Source organism: Paraburkholderia sp. BL23I1N1, assembly GCF_003610295.1.
GTDB lineage: Bacteria > Pseudomonadota > Gammaproteobacteria > Burkholderiales > Burkholderiaceae > Paraburkholderia.
In genome coordinates, this window is sequence record NZ_RAPV01000001.1 from 3,204,876 (window position 1) to 3,225,844 (window position 20,969).

The following is a 20,969-nucleotide window of genomic DNA, read 5'->3' on the forward strand; positions in this document are numbered from 1 at the left end:
GAAAGAAACCGATTATCGCCGAAAAAAACGCATTCGGCCTGCTGTATGAAGGCGGCCTTGATCGTCCGCGAATGAGAGGGTTACTGCGGGTTTGGGTGGTGTGTCTTTAAAGGCGTTCTTGATGTCGCCTGGCGGTGCGCGTCACGCCGCAACATGACGCGCACCGGATGCTCAGACTGTGCCTGGCGTGCGGCTTACTTACTGGGCCGTCAGATGCTTACGCTTGGCGAGATCCTGGGCCATCGCGTAGTGCTCCTGGATGGTCGGCAGTGCCTTTTTCGCGGCGTCCTTCAATTGCTCGTCGCGACCCGAGGCGATTTCCGCCTGGAAAGCCGACAGCGCTTTCTGTTCGCCGACGAGCGCGACCTGCTCGATATAGGTCTTGTCGAAGTCGGCGCCGCGCAGGTTATTGATGTTCGCGAGCACCGCAGTGTCCGGATCGTTCTTCGGGACGTCGACGCCACGCGGGCTCGCGGCGCGCAGCGCGTCCGAGATTTTCGCGTTGTCGTTCGACACGCGCTCGGCGAATGCCTTCACGTCCCGGTCGGTGGAGCGCGAGGTGGCGATGCGTGCGGCATCGCGCTGCGTGGCGACAGCCTTGGTCGCGTCGGCAATGAAAGCCTGGTCGGCGGCATGAAGACGACCTGCGTCCGGCGCTGCCGGCGCGGTCTGTGCGTTGGCTGCGGTAGCGACGACCATGAGGCTGGCCACGCAGGCGCTGGTGAGGGAGGCGAGAGGCAAGCGAATCATACGTTCTCCTTGAGGTGGAAGCGAAACAACAGCGATGCGCGTGCGCCCTGGCCATTGCGTGCGATTGCATTGAAACCTTGCAAGTCGCTTGCGACTGGCTAACGGCGCCGCGCTCTTATCGCTGTGCATTCTAGGAGGCGCACTACATGGCATGTGAAACCATGCTGTCGCTTCTGTAACGTTAGGTAACCTTCATACAAATTACCTGGCTTTGCTGTACGGCGGCGCCCTTCTTCCTGCCCCGAATAGCGGCTGGGTGCGGCTGGGTGCGGCTGGGTGCGGCTGGGTGTTAACCAGAAAGCATCAGTAAACCGCATGAATTCACTGAACTTTCCTGCGATTACGCCGATAACGGAAAGATAGGGCCGCGCCAGGGCCGAACGCACGGTATGCATGGCGCACCACTCGCACCGCAATCCCTGGAGAGTTTCGATGGCAGTCGATCACCGCGCGAACGACGAACGCAGCAACCTGACGAGTTCCAACAAATTCGAGTTGTTGCTGTATCGGCTGGGATCTGTTCCTGGCAGCGACGCGCATGAGCTTTACGGCATCAATGTCTTCAAGGTGCGTGAAATCTCGACGATGCCGCCGGTGACGCCGATTGCGGGTTCGTCGCCGTACGTGATGGGCGCGGTGGACATTCGCGGGCAGATTATTCCGGTGATCGATTTGCCGCGCCTGATGGGTTGCGAGCCGACGCGCGGATTGAACATCTTGCTGGTGACGGAATTCGCGCGTTCGACGCAGGCTTTTGCGGTGGAGGAAGTGGATGACATCGTGCGGCTCGAATGGAATCAGGTGTTATCCGCCGAGGGCGCGGCTGGTGGCAATCTGGTGACGAGCATTGCGCGTATCGACGGCAACACGGGCGACTCGCGGCTCGCGCAGGTGATCGATGTGGAGCAGGTGTTGCGCGATGTGTTTCCGTCGCAGCATCCGAGTGTGGATCCGACCTCTGTGGGTGAGGCGTTGGGCATTCGCCGTGGTGCCAAGATTCTTGCTGCGGACGATTCAGGTTTTGCGCGCAAGCTGATTGAGCAGGCTTTGAGCGCGATCGGCGCGGATTACGTGATGACCAAGACTGGCGAGGAGGCTTGGAATACCTTGCAGCAGGTCGCGCGTGAAGCGCAGGCTACCGGCGCGCGGGTGAAGGACAGTATTGCGCTGGTGTTGACCGATCTCGAGATGCCGGAGATGGATGGGTTTATGTTGACCCGTCAGATCAAGGCTGATGAGCGGACCCGGGATATTCCGGTGATTATTCATTCGTCTTTGACTGGCGCTGCTAATGAGGCGCATGTTAAGAACGCCGGGGCGAATGGGTATGTGGCGAAGTTTGCAGCTTCTGAGCTGGCTGATGCTATTCGGAATGCGCTTGGGGGGGTGCCTGCGGTGGAGGGGGTAGTTGGTTGATGTTTGGGGTTTTGCCTGCGCGGCGCTTTGTTTGGCTGTGGTTTTATGGTGTTGGCCTTTCCTTGATCTGATTGCCTGCGCGGCGCTTTTTCTGTAAGCCTGTGATGTTGGCCTTTCCTTGTTTTCTTTGTGGTCTATTAGCGTCGCCCCTGTGCGGGGCAGCACCTACTTTTCTTTGCCTGCCGTAAAGAAAGATAAGCAAAGAAAGCGGCTCAAACCGCTAATTCTTAAGCGGGTCCCCCGCGCAGCCACGGTAGTGGTGCATCTGGAATCCGTGTTCTCGCACATTCAGCCCCGGTGACAAGGCAGTCATTCTTCCGGCGGCGCTGCGCGCGCCGTAGCGTACTTCATAAAACCACACGCAATCAAACCATTAGGTTTCCCAGGCAAACCCATCCGCGACGCACGCAGTGCGGAGTGGGAGCTGATGAGCCCTTAGTCACTCACGTCGAATGTGCGGGGGCACGGATTCCAGATGCACCACTACCGTGGCTGCGCGGGGGACCCGCTTATGAGCTAGCGGTTTGAGCCGCTTTCTTTGCTTATCTTTCTTTGCGGCGGCAAAGAAAGTAAGTGCCGCCCCGCACAGGGGCAACGCTAATAGACCACTAACAAAACAAGGAAAGGCCAACGCCATAGGCAAACAGAAGACAAACAACCACCGCGCAGGCAACCAGACCAAGAAAAGCCCAACCCCGCAGACACACAGAAATAAAGCGCCAAACAGGCAAAAAACCCAATTTCTATGTGACCATACCCATACCCCAACCCGCACGGAGTGCAAAACCAAAATGCTACAACCAGACCCACTCCACCCCCTGCGCCCCTTCCTGAAAAACTACGTGTGGGAACACGGCCACATCGGCACTCGCTACATCAACTGCGCCACCGGCGAAATCAGCTTCGATGACGGCAAAAAATCCCGCTTCGCAGCAGAAAAATACCTCTACGTCCCGCTAGACAAAGACGCCACCGACGATTCACTGGCCACCGGCCCATCAACCCAGGACGCCGCTCTCGCGCGCTTCCTCCGCGCAGCACAACTCGGCAAACCCGAAGAAGCCGGCTCCGCCGCAGAAGTCCAACGCGCCGTTCACGATTGCCTCGACCTGGCGATCTTCAGCGCCTATCAGCACGACGCGCTGCAAGCAGTCGACCGCTACACGCAAGAAGCCATGTTCGACGACGAAATCCGCGCGGCGCTCGTCAGCGATATTCGCCGGGTCTATACGCCAATGCGCGAACAACTCGCGCTCTATGACTTCACCGTGCTGCACGGCCTGCCCACGCCGCTTCTCTTCAGCGATTCGCCATTCATCGACTGGCGTGTGCGCGTCAAGCCAGCCATGCCGTTCGTCTCGCTACCCCTTGGACCCTATGCCCTGCTGGTCGGTACGCCGTCAGGAAGAACCAGCCGCGCCGCACCCGTCGCGTGGAAAACCGCCGTCTCGATGGGCGCGCTAAAGGATCACAATCGACTGATGGTCGAGCGCGCGCGTCTGTGGATCGTGGCCACCAGCGACGATCAACTGGTGGCCATACAAGATCGCTTCAAGAAAGACGACGCGTAACCGACGCCGCCCCCATACCCTCACGCCTCGCGGCGTGGATGCGCTTCGAGCGCAAGCGAAAATGCCAGATGACCGATTTCGACGCCCATGGTGTTGAACATCGGCGGCGCATGAAACGCGCCCAATTGCGCACGTTGCTCAGGGCTACCAATTTCAAGCTGCGCGAGCAATTCGGCAACGGTCGCGTACAACACGCCAATGTTGCCGTCCTCCACCTTCACGGCAATGCCGAGTGCACCGTCGGCGCCAAGCTGCGCGGTCCGCCGCGAAGCCCGCACGCCGATTGCATAGCTGCCGTCGGCGCCGACCTTGCCGATTAGTGCACCATCGAACGTCCGCATCAACGTGGTACAGAAACGTCCCTCGCCTCCCACCCACTCCGGATGCGCCGCCATCGCACGATAGATGCGCGCGAGCGCAACGGTGCGTGGCGAAATGGACGAAGAGGAAGAAGAAGTCTCATCCTCCGCGGCAGCGAGCTTCGCAAACAGCCGGGCAAGGCGGTCAAGGGCGAACGCCGGCGTCGGCAGATTGCAACCGTCGATCGACCATTGCACCGCGTCGTCCGGCAAGTCGCATACCTCGGCGACAGTGTGCTTCACGCGCACCTGCAACGGATGCTCCGGCAGTTCATAACCCCTTATCGCCGCGCCGATCGAACGCGCCCCCGGCCAGCATGCCGGCGTGCTTACCCGAGCAATTGCTGCACACCGCATCGGGTTTGAAATCGCGCTTCAGCCAGTCGACATACACCGCGTCGGACAACGGGGGATGGCCGCCGCAACGCAAATCGGCTTCGCTGACCTGCGCCTTGGCCAGCATCTGCCGCGTGCGTTCGATATGGCGCGCCTCGCTGCTATGCGAAGCGCACATCAGAGCGAGATCGGTTTCGTCGAAACCGAAACGCTCGAGCGCGCCGGTTTCCAGCACCGCCAGAGCCTGCGCGGGCTTGGCCGCGGAACGCACCAGCGTGATGCGCGATGGATCGCCAAATGAATACAGCAAGCGGCCATCGGCCTGAACCACGGCGACATGGGCAATATGAGTGTTCTCGATTGCTTCGCCGCGGTAGACAGTCGCCGCAACCGGCCCGGGTTCACGCAAGGTCATGTTCGTTCTCCTCCTGATCGCTTCTGTCGTCGCGATCGCTATGAATAGCGTTATGAATCGTAGGGACGCGCGCGATTCTACGTTCGTCTTTCGCTCAATCCAAATCGACGTAGGACGACCACAGTAAGCGAGCGCGTTGCACGACAAGTTGGACCGCTGCTTAAGCCGCTTTGTCAATATGCTCGTTGAGGTAATCGATCAGTACTCTCACCTTCGGCGGCAAAAAACGGTTCGGCGGATACAACAGCCACATCGACCCCACGTAAGCGCGCGCTTCGAGATTCCAGTCGGGTAGCACCCGCACGAGTTCTCCGCTTAGCAATGCATCGGCGGCGGCAAATTCGGGCAGGTTCGCGATGCCGAAATCCTGCTGCGCGGCTTCAAGCCGCGCGCCGGCATGATTGGCGATGTAACGCCCTTTCACATCCACCGTTTGCGTCTCCATGCCACGGCGGAAGCGCCAGCGGTTGTCGTCCGCAGTTTCGCCGAGATAGATGCAATCGTGCTTGAGGAGATCGCGCGGTTGCGCCGGTGTGCCTCGCTCCCGCAAATAAGCCGGCGATGCCCCAAGGACCCACCGCACCGTACCCAGCCTGCGTCCCGCGAGGCCTTGCGGTGGATGCTCGGTCAGACGAATCACCAGATCGACATCGTCGGCGAGCGGGTCGACGTCGTGGTCGGTGAAAAGCAGTTGCAGATCGACTTCGTCGTAGGCGCGCAGAAAGCCGGGGATCAATGGGTGAATCACCGTCTTCGCGAACGCGGTCGGCGCGCTCACGCGCACCTTGCCTTGCGGTCTCCCGGCCAGTTGCCCGGCGGCATCCACCGCGCCGGACGCGGCGCTCACCATGTCGCGGCAGAACCGCGCCACCTGGGCCCCCGATTCCGTCACACGCACCGTGCGCGTGGACCGTTCGAGCAGGCGTGTCGCCAAGGCGTCCTCGAGGCGCTTGATCTGACGGCTGACCGTAGACGGCGTACTGCCGAGCTGACGCGCGGCCACCGAAAAATTGCCGGCATCGACAACGCGCGCGAAAACCGCCATGTCCGGCAGCAAGGCGAAAAGCTCAGTTGGGTTCATCGTGTGACGCTCGCCGGGTTGAACCGATTAATGCATATTCGACATAAATGCTATGCACGGTGACCAGATTATCGCCCCGCATGCAAAGTTCGACAATAGGCGCTCATCTGCTCGAGGTCCGCCATGTTGAAACAAGAACGCTTGCTTCTGCTTTCCGATCTGATGCTGCTCGCGGTCGCCGTGGTCTGGGGCACCAGTTACGGCGTCGTCAAAAGCGCCTTGGTGTTCTATCCGGTGCTCGGCTTGCTGGCGATACGCTTCGGCATCACCTTCGTGATCCTGTCGCCCGCTTTGCGCCATTTGCGCGCCGCCGACGCCCGCACGCTGCGCGGCGTGCTGATCGCGGGCGCCCTGCTGCTCGGTATCTTTCTCTGCGAGACCTTCGGCATTCTGCTGACGCGCGCGGCCAATGCGGCGTTTCTGATCAGCTTATGCGTGGTGCTGACGCCGCTCGTCGAATGGTGGCTGCTCAAGCGCAGGCCGACTCGCGTCGAATGGGCCGCGGTCGCGCTTTCACTGTTCGGCGCCTGGCTGCTGACAGGCGACGGCGCCCTGAGTTTCAATCCCGGCGACGCGCTGATTCTGTTCGCCGCGCTGCTGCGCGCGCTGACCATGTGTGTGACCAAACGCGTGATGCGCGACTCCGCGTTGCCGCCTTTATCGGTGACGGCGGTTCAGTCGGGTGTGGTGGCATTCGGCAGCGCGGCGGTGGCGCTGCTGTTTGCGCCGCAACAGTGGCAGCCGGTGCCGTCGCTCGCCGGGCACGCCATGTTTTGGGGCTATGTCGGGTATCTGGTGCTTGCATGCACGCTGTTCGCGTTCTTCGCGCAAAACTTCGCGATCAAACGCAGCAGCCCAACGCGCGTGTCGTTGCTGATGGGCAGCGAACCCGCTTTCGGCGCGATGTTCGCGTGCATCTGGTTAGGTGAACGCATTTCAACGACGGCCTGGATCGGCGGGGCGTTCATCGTCGCGGCGTCGGTTCTCGCGACGGTGCGATGGACGGCGGCAACTCGAATCCCCCGTCAAATCAAGCGCGCGACGCCGCTCGCAACTGCGCGATTTCAGCCTCCAGCGCCTGAACGCGCTGATCCCGTTCCTCAAGCGCGGCGGCAACGTCCGCCGCGTCGAAACGCTGCGGAATATGCTTCGAACAGTTCACATCCCACGCGCTGACGGTCATCACGATCACCCGCTCGCCGCGCGCTTTATATCCTTTCGGCATCAGCCTGGCCAGCAGTTCGGGATCATCTTCGACCACGTGCGCGTTGCCCCAGAGCTTGACGCGCCGCCGCCCCGCGTAGTCGATGAGGAAGAGATACGCCTTCGGGTTGTCGGCGAGATTGCCCTGCGTGATGTATTGACGATTGCCCGCGAAATCGGCGAACGCGATCGTGTGGTCGTTGAGTACGTGCAGAAAGCCCGCGGGACCGCCGCGATGCTGAATGTAGGGCTGGCCTTCATCGTTCGCGGTAGCGAAGAACACGCTCGTCTGCTGTTCGATGAAATTCGCCACATCCGGCGTGATACGTGTCGCCCAGCCGCGCTCAGCTTCCATAAGCGCATACGCGTCACGCGAGCCATGGCGGGCCTGCATCGCCTTCACCGTTGGCGTGAAGGCGATATCGCTCGGATACGGATGTGGGTGCAGGTGCGGGTGATTCATTGAACGGCTCCTGTCTCGCGGGTAACCCCGCAGGTGGCACGCTCAACCTTACTGCCTTCCGTGTTTAAAGAGAACCCGGCGAAATCGGGAACCAGATTTTCAAAAACCGAGAGGATCAGCTCGACATCTTGTTGCACACAACGCCTCATGCGCCTCCGTCAACTGCTTGGCGCCAGTTCTTCTTCCCGCTCCAGCGAGCGCGTGCGCTTGAGTTCCGGAAAGAGCCGCATCCACAGCAGGGCGATGGCGATCGTTGCGATGCCGCCCACCAGCACGGCCGGCTGTGCGCCCCACCACCCTGCCGTCACACCTGATTCGAATTCGCCAAGTTGATTCGATGTCCCGATGAAAAGCGAATTGACCGCGCTGACACGGCCCAGCATTTCGTCCGGCGTACGCAGTTGCACGAGCGACAGGCGCACCACAACGCTAATGGTGTCCGATGCGCCCAGCACCATGAGCGCAAAGAGCGACAAAAGGAATTGATGCGACAGGCCGAACGCAACCGTGGCGGCGCCAAACGCGATCACGCCGCCGAACATCGCGGCCCCCGGGCGGTTACGCAAAGGGAAATGCGCGAGCCAGATCGTGCCCGCGAGCGCACCGATGGCGGTGCCCGAGCGCAACAGGCCGAGCCCGAGCGGTCCGGTGTGCAGGATGTCGCGTGCGAAGACCGGCAACAGCGCCGTCGCGCCGCCGAACAGCACCGCGAACAGATCCAGCGACAATGCGCCAAGTATCACGGGCTCTTTACGAATGAAAGCGATGCCCGAGAACACCGACTCGAGCGTGACAGGCGCGCGGCTCGCCAGCTTGGCCTGCAACGGGATAGCCCACACGGAGACTGCGGCGGCCGCGAACGAAAGCGTGCAGGCGAGGTAGGCCGCGCCCGGGCCGATGCCGTAAAGCAAACCGCCCAATGCCGGGCCCGCGATCTGGGCGGTTTGATTCGCGGAGGTGGCCCATGCGGTCGCTTTGGGCAATTGCCCGCGGGGCACGACGCCCGGCAACAGAGACGCGACCGCAGGCGATTCGAAGGCACGGGCCGCGCCCACGCATGCGGCCAGCACATAGATCACCGGCGCACTGATCCAGCCACCGAAGGTGCCGAATGCAAATAGCAATGCAGCGACGCTTTCAAGACTCTGACAGATAGCCGCGATCCGTCGACGGTCGTAGCGGTCGGCGACGTGGCCGACCACGAGCGTCAGCACGAACATCGGCAGAAATTGAGCGAGGCCGACGAGGCCCAGTGCGAAGGCGCTATGCGTTAGCGCGTAAATGTGCCAGCCCATTGCCACGGCGAGCATCTGGAACGACAGCGAAGAAAGAATGCGGGTACACCAGAAACGCTGGAATGCAGGGTGTTTTGGCAAACTGAAACCAGGGTCGCCGATGGGTTCGGCTGGAGGCGGGGGCATTGGTTTCTTGCTCTCTACTAGGCTGGCTGGGGCGGCAGGTAGTGTAGAGCAAGTTTGTTTATTTTGTTTTTATGCCTATGCGAGGCCTTCTATCTGACTGGTAGAGCTTCGGATGGAAAGGCAAATGGCGGGGCCGAGTCGCGTGGCCGCCACCTACGCTCAAGTCAATGCTGCCCCGCATTCAACAGCATCCACGTCTGCGTTCGCGCTTCGCCCGCGAGGAGGCGCACAAACGCCGCGCCGCATCGCGTGCAGGAGTAATGCTGCTCCGCTCGCGCATCCTTCACCGCACCGGCGCCGACCAGGGTCAGCGTGCCGTGTGGTTCAACAGTAGAAGACTGTCCGTAAAGGTCGGCGCATGGCGTACAGGGCTGAATCCAGAGTTCCACTTTTGAATGAATTGAGCGATGGTCAGCCGTTGCCGGCACCCCACCCGCCTTCGGGAATCATGTCGACGCGCCGCTTGCCTTCGACATACCCCGCCTCGCGGGCTTCTTCTTCACTGCGAAAAGTGGCGACAAGCTCCTCAAAGCGAATGCTCTGCCCGGTGACGTGAGCATGGGCACCGTGACGGCAGATGTAGGCCGAGTAATGCCACAAGGTGGCCGGAGACGGCGGACCGTATGCCAGGATCGGAAGAACCCAGACTTCGTATCCGTTGTGCTCGATCTTGTCCCACATGGCAGTCTCCATCCGCAATTTTAAGGAATCTTTCTTAGGTGCCGCGGCATGTAAGTCAAGCGTGCGCGAGCATACCGACACTTCGTCAAACCTGCGGAAGATCGTCGATGGATTTTTCGACACTTCCGTCGGGCTCCTCTGTATCGATTCCATCGGGGCCGTTGGTGTGCGCAACGATCTTTATTTTCGGACCCAGAAATCTCACACCACCGAGGGTAAAAAGGGACCACCCTGCGTCGCCCGCGCGAATCGCCTTGACCACCTCGGCCACCTCGACAATCGCGGTCGGGGACAGCCAGTCATGCGTCCTCAGGTCGACGGGAGCCCAGCGCACATGCGTGACACGATCCGTTGAAGGGTTAATGCGTACACCGTCGATAGCAAACGTAGTCATCTCTACCTCCATCATCCTGACAAAGGAATCTCCGTATTATGCCCCGCTTCTTTTCGGCTCTCCGGCCCATTGCGTTGCGAGATTATCCGCGACGGCGACGCGCCCTACGCCGGACGCGGGCTGTTATGCCCCGTGGACAATGGTGTTCGGCAGGCCGAGCGCGAACAGCCTCCCCAGATGAGGCTCGCTGTCCTCCACACCCGCGCGGCGCAATGCGTGCCAGGCCATCGCGAAGTTGCTCGATATCACCGGCTTGCCGATCCTTGCCTCGAGTTCCGGAATAAGCCCGGCGATGCGCAGACTCGTGCAAGACACGAAAACCGCGTCCACGTCGACGTTCTGTGCAAGGTGCTCAACGGCGGCTCGTAGCGACGCAGCGTCAATCCGCGCAACTTCATTGTCGTTCGCATGTTCGAACGACGCCATCCGCGTGACGCCGATACCCCGCGCCTCGATGTAGTGGCGCATGGTGTCGTTGATCGGTCGCACATAAGGCGTCAACAGCGCGGTGCGCTCCACGCCGAGCGCGCGCAACGCAGCGAGCGCAGCGGTAATCGGCGTGGTGCATGCAACACCGGGGCGCGCTTCGTGGATGCGCGCGAACACGTTTTCCTCGCCGATTACCATCGACGCCGAGGTGCAGCCAAACGCCACGACATCGATCCGCTCGCCAGGCCGGATCAGCGCCACCGCAGCGGCAATGCGGGCGTCCATTTCCATCAGCCGTTCGGGCATGATGTCCGCCGAGTTGTACAGGCGGCTTTCGTAAAACGCCACGCCATTCTGCGTGAGCAGCTTGCGCCATTCGTGTTCGATCGTATGGTCCGTGGCGAGCACCACTAGGCCAATGGCGGCACGCCGGCAGATACCGTCGTCCAGCACGAAATCGAGTCTTGCGTAGGCGTCGTCCCGCAGTGCATCAGTGCTCATTTCAGTGTCATCCCTGTCATGTCGATCTCGGGCAGGCGACCGGCCATGATGTCGGCCAGCAGTTTCGCGGTGCCGCACGACATCGTCCAGCCCATGTGTCCGTGCCCGGTGTTCAGATACAGGTTCCTGTGACGCGTGCGGCCGATCAGCGGCGTGCCCTCGGGCGTCATCGGACGCAGACCGGCCCAGTAGGTCGGACTGTCATAGTCGGCGCCGTTGGGGAACAGTTCGCGTGCGGCCTGCAGCATGGTTGTGAAGTCGGCGGGTGTGTGGCGGGTGTTATAGCCGGCGAATTCCGCGGTCGCCGTAAAGCGCAGCCGCTGGCCAAAACGCGCCCACGCCACGAGGTGATTCTCGTCGACGCCGCCAAGCTCCGGCGGACGGTGATCCGGCCCGACCGGGAAGGTGGCCGAGTAGCCCTTTACCGGATACACCGGCAACCGATAGCCCAGGCGCCGCGCAATAATCGGCGACCAGGAACCGAGCGCCAGCACAAACTCGTCACCTCGCACGAGTCCCGCCGGCGTCTGCACGCCGACGATCCGGTCGCCCGACGCCTCGATTGCATTGATCGGCGTATCGAATGCGAAACGCACGCCAAGGCGCTCGCACACCGTCTTCAAGGCACGGGTGAACAGGTGGGCATCGCCGCTTTCGTCGGTGGGGCAATAAATTGCGCCGGCAAGCCTGTCGCGCGCAGCGCCAAGCGCGGGTTCCCGTGCGACGACCTGCGCCGCATCGAGCGTTTCGAGCGGCAGGCCGTTGTCCTTGAGGATCGACATGTGCTGCCTGCCGCGCGCAAAAGATGCTTCGTCGCGATAGAGATACAGCAGGCCGTGGCTGATGCGGTCGTATTGCAGGTGCTCGGCGGCAGTGAGCTGTTGCAATTGCGTCTGCGCGTAGCGGCAAAGCGTAACCTTGCGCGTGGTGTTCACGCGGGAGCGCTCCGCCGTGCAGTTTCGCAGGAACTTGAGGCACCAGATCCACATGTGCGGGTCCGCGTTGAGCTTGAGCCGCAGCGCCTGCCCTTCGACAAAGAGCGACTTCAGCAGGATTTTCGGGGCGCGCGGCGAGGCCCACGTATACGAATGCCCCGGCGCCACCAGCCCGGCGTTGGCAAAACTGGTCTCGAGCGCGACATCCGGCCTACGGTCGATCACCGTGACCTCGCGGCCCTCTTTCGCAAGGTACCAGGCGGCCGTGACGCCTGCGATTCCGCCCCCCAGCACGACGCTTTTCATGCGTGACTCCCCTACCCATCGCTTAAATATAGCGCTGCCGGCACATTGGATGGTGGTTTATACGCGGATACCCTATCCCGCCCAATCTGCGGCGAGACCTATCATGAAAGGAGCACTTTCGTCACTGCGCCGCGATGAGCCTGCCCGACACGCCATTGATCCAGCGGATCATGGATTGCACGCGAACGCACGTTTTGTCCGCTTTCTGATGTCACCGGTCTATCCGCGTGGCGGATCGCTTTGATCCCTTTCACAATAAGGAGTCACTAACATGATTGCTCAGAAGAATGGCACGCCCGATGCAGTTCACGTCCTGCGGCTAACGACAATCGCAGCCGTGGCCGCTCTGGCCGTGCTCGCCGGCGCGGCCCCGGGTTCGGCGCTAGGCCAGGGCGCCACGATCAAGATCGGCGTGCCCGTGCCGCTGTCGGGCAGCAGCGCCAATGCCGGCCAGGACATCGTCAACGGCGCCAAGCTTGCCGCCGCCAAAATCAACGCGGCCGGGGGCGTGCTCGGCAAGCAGATCGAGCTCGTGCCGGAAGACGACGCCTGCGACGCGCAGACGGCGGTCCAGGCGGCGCAGAAACTTGTCGATGCGGGCGTCGCCGCGGTGGCAGGCGGTTACTGCTCCAGCGCGGCGCTGCCGGAATTGACGACCTTTCACCGCGCCGGCATTCCCTACGTGATGGACGCGTCGACCAATCCCAAGCTGACGGAGATGGGCTACGAGAACGTGTTCCGCACGATCGGCCGTGACGACGAGCAAGGCCCGTTCGCGGCCAACTTCATCAAGAACTTCCTGCACGCGAAACGCGCGGCGGTCATCAACGACAACACGACGTATTCCAAGGGCCTCGCCGACAACACGGTGGAAGCGCTGAAGAAGAACGGCGTCGATGTCGTCTACGACGATGCGATCACGCCCGGGCAGATGGACTACTCGCCGACGCTGACCCACGTCGCCGCACTGAAGCCGGACGTGATCTATTACACCGGCTATTTCGCCGAAGCCGGTCTATTGGTGAAGGAGGCGCGGCAACTGGGCCTGAAGATGACACTGATGGGCGGTGACGCCACCAACGACCCCACGCTCATGAAAACAGCCGGCCCCGCGGCCGACGACATGGTCATCACCACGGCGCCGCTGGCACAGTTCCTGAGCGCCGCGCACGGCTATGTCGACGACTATACGAAGACCTATGGGCAAGGGCCCGGCCCCTATTCGGTCTACGAATACGATGCCGTCGGGGTCACCGCAAAAGCGATCGCGAACGCAAAATCGACGACGCCCGCGGCCATCAGTGCTGCTCTGCACAAGATCTCCGGCTATCAGGGCGTGACCGGGACAATTGGCTTCAACCCGAAAGGCGACCGCAGCAACGCGGTGTATATCGTGATCACCGTGCGCGGCGGCAATTTCACGCCTTACCAGCGGCTCGATTCAAGCGGACATTGGGTAGCGATGAAGTAGGCCCTGGCGCGCGCCGGGCCCGGCCATGAGCACCTTTTTCCAGTTCGTCGTCGAAGGGCTGACGACCGGCTCTTTCTATGCCCTCGTCGCCCTCGGCTACACGATGGTCTACGGAATCATCCGGCTGATCAACTTCGCTCACGGCGACTTGTTCATGGTCGGCGCGTTCGTCGGCTGGACGGCTTTGACGGCGCTCGCTACGGTGCACCTGCCGCTCGCTCTCGCGCTACTGATTGCGCTCGTCGCCTCGATGGCCGTCACCGGCGCCCTGGGCCTCGCCATCGAGCGGCTGGCGTACCAGCCGCTATTGCGCGCGCCCCGGCTGTCGATTCTGATCACGGCGCTCGGCGTTTCTCTCGCGCTGGAAAACGGCGTGCTGTTGCTCTATGGCGCCGGCTTCGACACCTATCCGCACGCGCTCAGCCAGGCAGGATTCGAGCTGCTCGGCGTGCAGGTGAGCTTCACGCAGATCGGCATTATCGTGGCGAGCCTTGCGCTGATGCTGGCGCTGTACTTCTTCGTCCATCACACGTTTCTCGGCACGGCCATGCGCGCGCTGGCGATCGATCAGGATGCGGCGCGTCTGATGGGCGTGAATGTCGAGCGGCTGATCCAGCTGACCTTCCTGCTCGGTTCGGTGCTGGCCGCCGTCGCGGGCGTCATGGAAGGGCTCTACTACACGCAGATCAATTTTTTCATGGGCTTCGTGCTGGGCCTGCGTGCTTTTACCGCCGCCGTCCTCGGCGGCATCGGCAACATTCCGGGGGCGATGGCCGGCGGCATCCTGATCGGCCTGCTCGAGGCCTTCGGCGCCGGCTATGTCTCGTCGCAATGGACCGATGTGCTGGTGTTCGGCGTGCTAATCGGTGTGCTCGTGATCAAGCCGACCGGCTTGTTCGGCGAACGCGTCGTCGAGAGAATGTAGGCCATGAACGCGACGCTCGCTTCAGCGCGTTGGCGCCGCCCTGCCGGCGCAGCGCTGCTTGTGGCCGCCGTGGTGCTGCCGGCTGTCGCCAGCAGTTATATCGTCGATGTCGGCCTGACCATCGCCACCTATTCGATCCTCGGCCTGGGACTGAATATCGTAGTCGGTTATGCAGGGCTGCTGGATCTCGGCTATGCCGCCTTCTTTGCGATCGGCGCCTACACGACGGCGCTGCTGGAAACCCTGCTGCATTTCTCGTTCTGGGAAACACTGCCGTTTAGCCTGGCGTTTGCCGGCGCGTCGGGCATCGTCATCGGCTACCCCACCTTGCGCCTGCGCAGCGACTACCTGGCGATCGTCACGCTTGGGTTCGGCGAGATCACGCGCATTATTGCCACCAACCTTCGGATTACGGGCGGCCCGAACGGCATCTACGGTATCGACAGCCCCAGCCTGTTCGGCTACGAAATCAGTTCGCCTCGTGCGGTGTACGAACTGGGTATCGCGTTCCTCGTGCTGGTGCTCGTGTTCGCGATACGGCTCGGCCAGTCGAGACTCGGGCGCGCCTGGACCAGCATCCGCGAGGACGAGGCGGCTGCCGAGGCCGTAGGCGTGCCGACGCTGCGCGTCAAACTGCTGGCCTACGTCATGGGCGCATTGATCGGCGGTTTTGGCGGCAGCCTGTTCGCTGCGCGCTTCGGGACGATCGACCCGACCGGTTTCACCTATCTGCAATCCGTCACGATCCTGATCATCGTCGTGCTGGGCGGCCGAGGCAGCATTCCTGGCGTGATACTCGGCGCCGTCATCGTTGCCGGCCTGCCCGAGCTGCTGCGTTTCCTCAACCTTTGGCGCATCTTCGGATTTGCGATCGGGTTGGTGATCCTGATGCTGCTCCGGCCGCAAGGCCTGTGGCCGGCACCACTGCGCCGGGTGGCGCCGCCGCGCGAGGGCATCGGCACGGCCAAGCCCGTGCCCCGGGAAACCGTCGCCGATGAAATCCTGCTCGACGTGCTCAACATGCAGCGCCGCTTTGGCGGCGTGCGAGCGGTCGGCGGCGTGAGCTTCACGGTGCGCAGCGGCGAGATTCTCAGCCTGATCGGCCCGAACGGCGCCGGCAAGACCACGGTGTTCAACTGTCTCACCGGTGTGACCCGTCTGAGCGGCGGCCAGGTTCTCTGGCGCGGCGCTTCGCTGGCTGGCGGAGCACCGCATCACATCGTCCACCGCGGCATGGCGCGCACCTTCCAGGGCATCCGCCTGTTTGCCAACATGACGGCCTTCGAGAACGTGCTGATCGGCATGGATCATCGGCTCCGAACGCAGCTGATCGCCGAACTGCTTGCGCTGCCCTCAGCGCGCTCCGAGGCGGCCGATCACGCGACCGAAGGCCTGGGCTGGCTCAGCTTCGTCGGCCTCGGCGCTCGGGCGGGCGAACGCGCAGCGGACCTGCCCTATGGCGATCAACGCCGACTGGAGATCGCGCGTGCGCTCGCCAGCAATCCATATCTCCTGCTGCTGGACGAGCCGGCTGCGGGGATGAATCCGACCGAGAAGCACGCGCTGATGGAATTGATCCGGCGTATTCGCGATCTGGGCGTGACGGTGCTGCTGATCGAACACGACATGATGCTGGTGATGGGCGTATCGGACCGGATCATCGTCATGGACCATGGCGTCATCATCGCCGAGGGTTCGCCAAGCGAGATCCAGGCCGATCCGCGTGTGATCGACGCCTATCTCGGTACAGCCGAAACAGACGAAGCGGCTGAGGATGCCGCCGGGGAGAAATCGCTGTGGGACTCCTAGAAATCCGCGATCTGCATGTGAGCTATGGGAACGTCGAGGTTCTGCACGGCATTTCGCTGGACGTCGCGGAAGGTGAGATCGTGGCCTTGCTCGGCAGTAATGGGGCGGGCAAGACCACTACGTTACGCGCCATTTCCGGCCTGATTCGCCCGCGTGCCGGACAGATCACGATGGCCGGGCAACTGCTCACCGGATTGCGGGCTCACCAGATCGTGGCGCTGGGTCTCGGTCATGTGCCGGAAGGCCGTCGCATGTTCGGGGCGCTGACCGTCGAAGAAAATCTGCGGCTCGGCGGTTATCTGATCCGGGCCGACGGCGCCTTGCTGGAACAGCGGATGGCCGAGGTCTATCAGACTTTCTCGCGGCTCGGGGAGCGGCGCAGCCAGTTGGCGGGCACGCTCAGCGGTGGCGAACAACAGATGCTGGCGATTGCACGCGCCCTGATGTTGCGGCCCCGCGTCGTCGTGCTGGATGAGCCCTCCATGGGACTGGCGCCAAAGCTGGTCCGGGTGATCTTCGGCATGATTGCCGACATCTGCAATGAAGGCACCTCGATACTGCTCGTCGAGCAGAACGCGCGGCAGGCACTGCGGATTGCGCATCGGGCCTATGTGCTGGAAAGCGGGCGTATCGCGCTTGCGGGGCCTGCGAGGGAGCTGGCGCAGGATAGCCGGGTTCGTGCGGCGTATTTGGGTGGGAGTGCGGTGGCGGCGGAGTGATAAAACAAATTAGGTATTCTGATCTGTTTACATAAACTCACTGAAGCTATCTATTTGCACGGCGGTTTCAAATACCAAGTGCAACAGCTGGGTCGATAACAATTTCCTGCCTGACGCAGTTATCAATGAAGACCTCGCCGGGCCGTCGCAAGTCGAGTGCATCAGCTAAGTTCAGGACGCTTTTCATCTTGGGGGAACGGCCAGATCACTGCCCATCGCAGCAATTGTTTGGACAGCCAGGGGAAAGTTCAATCTCAGCGCGCCGCACCTTTTCAGGTGGCTCGACTGAGCCAAACGGTTTGTCGATCCGTCCACGGACGTCATACGGAACCTGGGTGAGACCGAACTGCATCAGCATGGTTTTTGCAATTTCGGCCCGTTGCGTCACCAGGTTCCTGGGCTCCTTTTCGCTCATCTCAGCCAATCCGCCTATGGAGAGTACTTCTTGTATGGGATATAGAAGACGCATATCGACAGCCCAATTTGCCAACTTTAAAACTTGGTCTGCCGACACCTGCGCCGAATTCTTTTCAAAATATAGGTCGATGTTCTGACCGGGAAGGTTCTGCGACGACTCACACGCTTGTGCGCCGATTGCCATTAGCCCAAACACTAGAGCGGCCAGTTTAATATTCATATACGACATACCCCGCAATGCTGTCCGCGTTATTGATTGCCAACTGCGGATTTTTCTGACCCCACTCTGGCAAGAACCGCGTAATCGTATATTTCCAATCCTTGCTTCCGAAAGTGTCAGCAAAGTGTGTTGCCTCATGAATGATCGTTGACAGCTTCGAATCCCCTCCCGACGACTTATCGCGGATTTCGCAAAAAACCTCATGTATGCAAATTGTGTGCGTAGCCGTATCCGGCGCGCAAACGTGTGCCGCAGAGCCAGCGGTTATCTGAGAAGGCAAGCATCCAAGTGCACGGTCAAGTTCTGGAGATTGTCGAACGAAATTCTTTGGTTTGGGATCACGCAAAACTCGATTCACGGCGATCAGGCCGGTAATCAGAAGATTGCGCGCCGCATCGTCGTTCACACCGAACCAGTCGGCTACGCGCGAACGCTCAGAGACGCGCGACCATGCAAGGATGAGCGGCAGCGAACGCTGCGATGGGCCATGCGATGGGCTGAAAATGAAAAGCCCCGCAAATCATTGAATTTGCAGGGCTTTTTTGAATCCTCTGGCGGAGAGACGGGGATTCGAACCCCGGATAGGTTATTAACCTATACACGCTTTCCAGGCGTGCGACTTAAACCGCTCATCCATCTCTCCGGCGGGGAGCCGAATTATAGCAAACTTCGCGCCCTGCGCCACACCCATGCGCAAACCCGCCTAAGGATGCCGGATGTAGTCCACCAGCGCCCGCGTATAAGCGTCCGGTTTCCGGTCGATCAGACTCACCCCGATCGCCACCAGAAACCCCGCCGGCACGCCGAACACGCCTGAGCTGATCGGCTCGATCCCAAACCACCGCGCGCCCGCGAAGCCCGTCATCTGCGTGAAGAACGGATACGTCGAGACGATGTAGTAAATGCACACCACCAGCCCCGCCACCATGCCCGCCACCGCCCCAAGCCGCGTGGTGCGCTTCCAGAACACGCCCAGCACCAGCACCGGAAACAGGCTCGAGGCCGCCAGCGAAAACGCCGCGCCCACCAGAAACAGAATATTCCCCGTGTTGAGCGACGCCACATACGACGCGAACAGCGCCACCCCCAGCAACAAAATCTTCGAGATCGTCACGCGCCGCTGGCTCGATGCCGCCGGATCGACCATGTGATAGTAGACGTCGTGCGATAACGCGTTGGCGATCGTCAGCAGCAAACCATCCGCCGTCGAGAGCGCCGCGGCCAGCGCGCCCGCCGCGATCAGTCCGGACATCACGTACGGCAGCCCCGCAATCTCGGGCGCGGCGAGTACGACCATATCCGGCTGCATCTGGATCTCGCTCCAGCGCACAATGCCGTCGCCATTCGTATCGGCGAGACTGATCAGACTCGGCTCGACCTTGCGCCACTGCGTAAGCCACTGTGGCAAATCGGCAAAGTGATGGCCGACCAGGTGGGTCAATATCTCGTACTTGATCAGCACGGCCAGCACGGGCACCGTCAGATAGAACAGCGCGACGAAGAACAAGGTCCAGCCGACCGAGCGTCGCGCGGAAGCCACCGAGGTCGTCGTGTTGTAGCGCGTCAGGATGTGCGGCAGGCTCGCCGTGCCGAGCGACAGGCACAGCAGCAGCGACAGAAAATTGCGTTCGTGCGTGCGCCGGTCTTCTTCGTTCGTGACGGGAAACGGCTCGTGCATCGGCACTGGCGCGGCCGCGCGCATCAGCATCTCGTCGCGTCGCTGGGTCCAGACGATCTGCGCGGCGGCGGCATCGCGTGGAAACTGTTCCAGCGCGCGTTCACGCTCCTTGATCTCGCGCAGCGGGCCATTGTGACGGCGCAAATCCGCGACTTCCTGCGTGAGGCGCAACTTCTCGTCGACGAACGATTGCGGCAGCGTATCGAGCCGCGTCTGCATCACCGCGGCGCGCCGCCGATAGTCGTCGCGAACGGTCTGCTCGAGCGGCGCCTCGCGCACCTGCTTCTCCAGGCTCTCGACGCGCTCCATCAGGCGGCCGTAGTTGAACTGGGGCACCCAGCCGAGGCCATCCTTATACGCGATCATCGACACTGGAATCAGAATCGCCGCGATCAGGATGATGTATTGCGCGACCTGGGTCCACGTCACGGCACGCATGCCCCCCAGAAACGAGCACACGAGAATGCCCGCGAGTCCGCAGAAAATGCCGACCGCGAAATCCACGCCGATAAAACGCGTCGCGATCAGGCCGACGCCCTGAATCTGTGCGACCAGATAAACGAACGAGCACAGGATCGCTGCTAACGCCGCAAGTCCACGCACCGCATTGCTCGAAAAGCGCGTGCCGAGAAAATCGGGAATCGTGTAGCGCGCGAGCTTGCGCACGTACGGCGCGAGCAGAAATGCAACGAGGCAATAGCCGCCGGTCCACCCCATCAGGTACGCGAGACCATCGTATCCGGTTGCATAGATCGACCCGGCGAGACCGATGAACGATGCCGCGGACAACCAGTCGGCCGCGGTCGCCATGCCGTTGAAGAAGGAAGGCACGCGCCGCCCGGCCACGTAATATTCCACCAGATCAGACGTGCGCGACAGCAACCCGATCACCGCGTATACCGCGATCGGCACGAACAGGAACACATAACCGATCCACACGCCGGGGCCGGTGGTCCGCTCGATACGCCACATCACGTAGATGAATAGCAGGAAGCCGAGCGTATAGAGCGCGTATGAGCGGATCAGCCGGTTCGTGAGCTTCATCGGCTCAGCTTCCGTGCGCAGTGGGCACGGTGGGATCGGCGCGGGTATCGGCACCCGAACGCGCGTCCGCATCGAAAGCGCGTTGCAGACGGCGGTCGGCGCGCTGCATCAGCACGATATAAACGACGATCAACGCGACGTAGATCAGAATCGCCCCTTGCGCACCGAAGTAAAACGGCAACCTGAAGCCGATGAAGCGCACCTGCCCCAACGCCGGCGCCACCAGCGGCAAAACGAACGACACCAGGAAGCCCACCGTCATCAACGTCGCGATCAACGTCAGATTGAAGCGCCAGTACTTCTGGTGCGCGCGCGCCATCGCTGCCGAGACCGCCGGGGGTTCGGGCGCGGGATTGAGCGTAGCGTGAGAGGTGTGGTGCGGCGCGGCCATGCGCCTATGTATCAAAAAGCCACCGGGCAGGCAA

The 20,969-nt window shown here is 61.8% G+C and carries 19 protein-coding genes, 1 tRNA gene and 2 pseudogenes; 7 read left to right on the forward strand and 15 right to left on the reverse strand.

Annotated elements, in window-relative coordinates; all coding sequences use genetic code 11:
* Positions 1–198: 198 nt before the first annotated feature.
* Positions 199–750, reverse strand: coding sequence for a DUF4142 domain-containing protein (locus B0G76_RS14945; protein WP_120293296.1), 552 nt, complete (start codon positions 748–750; stop codon positions 199–201).
* Positions 751–1,182: 432 nt separating this feature from the next.
* On the opposite strand from B0G76_RS14945, the gene B0G76_RS14950 reads away from it, so the two are divergent.
* Together B0G76_RS14950 and B0G76_RS14955 are read left to right on the forward strand one after the other, a co-directional pair.
* Entirely contained in the window at positions 1,183–2,166 is a 984-nt protein-coding gene (locus tag B0G76_RS14950) for a chemotaxis protein (RefSeq protein WP_120293298.1), read from the forward strand.
* 791 nt (positions 2,167–2,957) lie between these two features.
* Positions 2,958–3,737 (forward strand): hypothetical protein, encoded by a 780-nt coding sequence (locus tag B0G76_RS14955; RefSeq protein WP_120293300.1) that lies wholly within the window; start codon positions 2,958–2,960, stop codon positions 3,735–3,737.
* 20 nt (positions 3,738–3,757) lie between these two features.
* Here B0G76_RS14955 and B0G76_RS14960 read toward each other — a convergent pair.
* Together B0G76_RS14960 and B0G76_RS14965 are read right to left on the reverse strand one after the other, a co-directional pair.
* Positions 3,758–4,847 (reverse strand): annotated as a pseudogene (locus tag B0G76_RS14960) (asparaginase).
* Between the two features lie 160 nt (positions 4,848–5,007).
* Positions 5,008–5,928, reverse strand: coding sequence for a LysR family transcriptional regulator (locus B0G76_RS14965; RefSeq protein ID WP_120293302.1), 921 nt, complete (start codon positions 5,926–5,928; stop codon positions 5,008–5,010).
* Between the two features lie 123 nt (positions 5,929–6,051).
* Between B0G76_RS14965 and B0G76_RS14970 the strand changes: the two genes are divergently transcribed.
* Positions 6,052–7,104, forward strand: a complete 1,053-nt coding sequence (locus B0G76_RS14970; RefSeq protein ID WP_259460585.1) for a DMT family transporter — start codon at positions 6,052–6,054, stop codon at positions 7,102–7,104.
* Between the two features lie 82 nt (positions 7,105–7,186).
* On the opposite strand, the pseudogene B0G76_RS43790 reads toward B0G76_RS14970, so the two are convergent.
* The 7 genes and pseudogenes from B0G76_RS43790 to B0G76_RS15005 form a co-directional block, all read right to left on the reverse strand.
* Positions 7,187–7,594 (reverse strand): annotated as a pseudogene (locus B0G76_RS43790) (pyridoxamine 5'-phosphate oxidase family protein); the annotation flags it as partial.
* Positions 7,591–7,731, reverse strand: a complete 141-nt coding sequence (locus tag B0G76_RS42885) for a hypothetical protein (protein ID WP_183082057.1) — start codon at positions 7,729–7,731, stop codon at positions 7,591–7,593. The gene B0G76_RS42885 and the pseudogene B0G76_RS43790, both read right to left, overlap by 4 nt.
* Before the next feature lie 21 nt (positions 7,732–7,752).
* Positions 7,753–9,015, reverse strand: coding sequence for an MFS transporter (locus B0G76_RS14980; protein WP_120293306.1), 1,263 nt, complete (start codon positions 9,013–9,015; stop codon positions 7,753–7,755).
* Between the two features lie 411 nt (positions 9,016–9,426).
* Positions 9,427–9,696: a hypothetical protein gene (locus B0G76_RS14990; protein WP_120296396.1), complete on the reverse strand. Its 270-nt coding sequence runs from the start codon at positions 9,694–9,696 to the stop codon at positions 9,427–9,429.
* Positions 9,697–9,781: 85 nt separating this feature from the next.
* On the reverse strand, positions 9,782–10,090 hold the full coding sequence (locus B0G76_RS14995) for a hypothetical protein (RefSeq protein WP_120296397.1): 309 nt from the start codon (positions 10,088–10,090) through the stop codon (positions 9,782–9,784).
* Positions 10,091–10,213: 123 nt separating this feature from the next.
* Positions 10,214–11,020, reverse strand: a complete 807-nt coding sequence (locus B0G76_RS15000) for an aspartate/glutamate racemase family protein (RefSeq protein WP_120293309.1) — start codon at positions 11,018–11,020, stop codon at positions 10,214–10,216.
* The gene (locus tag B0G76_RS15005) at positions 11,017–12,261 is read right to left on the reverse strand and encodes a D-amino acid dehydrogenase (protein WP_120293311.1); all 1,245 of its coding nucleotides are present in this window, start codon (positions 12,259–12,261) and stop codon (positions 11,017–11,019) included. The genes B0G76_RS15000 and B0G76_RS15005 overlap by 4 nt, the downstream gene beginning before the upstream one ends.
* 337 nt (positions 12,262–12,598) lie before the next feature.
* Here B0G76_RS15005 and B0G76_RS15010 point away from each other — a divergent pair, with 337 nt between their 5' ends.
* From B0G76_RS15010 to B0G76_RS15025, 4 genes are read left to right on the forward strand one after another with little or no spacing between them, the layout of a single operon-like run.
* Positions 12,599–13,732 carry a branched-chain amino acid ABC transporter substrate-binding protein gene (locus tag B0G76_RS15010; protein WP_259460586.1) on the forward strand — a complete coding sequence of 378 codons (1,134 nt, stop codon included), beginning with the start codon at positions 12,599–12,601 and terminating at the stop codon, positions 13,730–13,732.
* 25 nt (positions 13,733–13,757) lie between these two features.
* Positions 13,758–14,657 carry a branched-chain amino acid ABC transporter permease gene (locus B0G76_RS15015; RefSeq protein ID WP_120293315.1) on the forward strand — a complete coding sequence of 300 codons (900 nt, stop codon included), beginning with the start codon at positions 13,758–13,760 and terminating at the stop codon, positions 14,655–14,657.
* A gap of 3 nt (positions 14,658–14,660) precedes the next feature.
* Complete coding sequence (locus B0G76_RS15020) at positions 14,661–16,466, forward strand: ABC transporter permease subunit (protein ID WP_120293317.1); 1,806 nt, start codon at positions 14,661–14,663, stop codon at positions 16,464–16,466.
* Complete coding sequence (locus B0G76_RS15025) at positions 16,454–17,185, forward strand: ABC transporter ATP-binding protein (protein WP_120293319.1); 732 nt, start codon at positions 16,454–16,456, stop codon at positions 17,183–17,185. The genes B0G76_RS15020 and B0G76_RS15025 overlap by 13 nt, the downstream gene beginning before the upstream one ends.
* 205 nt (positions 17,186–17,390) lie before the next feature.
* On the opposite strand, the gene B0G76_RS15030 is transcribed toward B0G76_RS15025, so the two are convergent.
* The 5 genes from B0G76_RS15030 to B0G76_RS15050 all read right to left on the reverse strand — a co-directional run bounded on the left by B0G76_RS15030 (position 17,391) and on the right by B0G76_RS15050 (position 20,935).
* Positions 17,391–17,831: a hypothetical protein gene (locus B0G76_RS15030; protein ID WP_183082058.1), complete on the reverse strand. Its 441-nt coding sequence runs from the start codon at positions 17,829–17,831 to the stop codon at positions 17,391–17,393.
* On the reverse strand, positions 17,812–18,228 hold the full coding sequence (locus tag B0G76_RS15035) for a M35 family metallo-endopeptidase (protein WP_259460587.1): 417 nt from the start codon (positions 18,226–18,228) through the stop codon (positions 17,812–17,814). The genes B0G76_RS15030 and B0G76_RS15035 overlap by 20 nt, the downstream gene beginning before the upstream one ends.
* Positions 18,229–18,374: 146 nt before the next feature.
* Positions 18,375–18,465, reverse strand: a tRNA-Ser gene (locus B0G76_RS15040).
* Positions 18,466–18,525: 60 nt separating this feature from the next.
* Positions 18,526–20,544, reverse strand: a complete 2,019-nt coding sequence (locus B0G76_RS15045; RefSeq protein WP_120293324.1) for a sodium:solute symporter family protein — start codon at positions 20,542–20,544, stop codon at positions 18,526–18,528.
* A gap of 4 nt (positions 20,545–20,548) precedes the next feature.
* Complete coding sequence (locus tag B0G76_RS15050; RefSeq protein ID WP_120293325.1) at positions 20,549–20,935, reverse strand: DUF4212 domain-containing protein; 387 nt, start codon at positions 20,933–20,935, stop codon at positions 20,549–20,551.
* Positions 20,936–20,969: the final 34 nt, after the last annotated feature.

Excerpts from the sequence above, each read along its gene's own strand:
- B0G76_RS14990 (WP_120296396.1), bottom strand. The coding sequence starts at position 9,696 with ATGTGGGACAAGATCGAGCACAACGGATACGAAGTCTGGGTTCTTCCG.
- B0G76_RS14945 (WP_120293296.1), bottom strand. The coding sequence starts at position 750 with ATGATTCGCTTGCCTCTCGCCTCCCTCACCAGCGCCTGCGTGGCCAGC.
- B0G76_RS15020 (WP_120293317.1), top strand. The coding sequence starts at position 14,661 with ATGAACGCGACGCTCGCTTCAGCGCGTTGGCGCCGCCCTGCCGGCGCA.
- B0G76_RS14995 (WP_120296397.1), bottom strand. The coding sequence starts at position 10,090 with ATGACTACGTTTGCTATCGACGGTGTACGCATTAACCCTTCAACGGAT.
- B0G76_RS14955 (WP_120293300.1), top strand. The coding sequence starts at position 2,958 with ATGCTACAACCAGACCCACTCCACCCCCTGCGCCCCTTCCTGAAAAAC.
- B0G76_RS15045 (WP_120293324.1), bottom strand. The coding sequence starts at position 20,544 with ATGAAGCTCACGAACCGGCTGATCCGCTCATACGCGCTCTATACGCTC.
- B0G76_RS15005 (WP_120293311.1), bottom strand. The coding sequence starts at position 12,261 with ATGAAAAGCGTCGTGCTGGGGGGCGGAATCGCAGGCGTCACGGCCGCC.
- B0G76_RS15000 (WP_120293309.1), bottom strand. The coding sequence starts at position 11,020 with ATGAGCACTGATGCACTGCGGGACGACGCCTACGCAAGACTCGATTTC.
- B0G76_RS14950 (WP_120293298.1), top strand. The coding sequence starts at position 1,183 with ATGGCAGTCGATCACCGCGCGAACGACGAACGCAGCAACCTGACGAGT.
- B0G76_RS14965 (WP_120293302.1), bottom strand. The coding sequence starts at position 5,928 with ATGAACCCAACTGAGCTTTTCGCCTTGCTGCCGGACATGGCGGTTTTC.
- B0G76_RS14980 (WP_120293306.1), bottom strand. The coding sequence starts at position 9,015 with ATGCCCCCGCCTCCAGCCGAACCCATCGGCGACCCTGGTTTCAGTTTG.
- B0G76_RS15050 (WP_120293325.1), bottom strand. The coding sequence starts at position 20,935 with ATGGCCGCGCCGCACCACACCTCTCACGCTACGCTCAATCCCGCGCCC.
- B0G76_RS15030 (WP_183082058.1), bottom strand. The coding sequence starts at position 17,831 with ATGTCGTATATGAATATTAAACTGGCCGCTCTAGTGTTTGGGCTAATG.
- B0G76_RS15015 (WP_120293315.1), top strand. The coding sequence starts at position 13,758 with ATGAGCACCTTTTTCCAGTTCGTCGTCGAAGGGCTGACGACCGGCTCT.
- B0G76_RS14970 (WP_259460585.1), top strand. The coding sequence starts at position 6,052 with ATGTTGAAACAAGAACGCTTGCTTCTGCTTTCCGATCTGATGCTGCTC.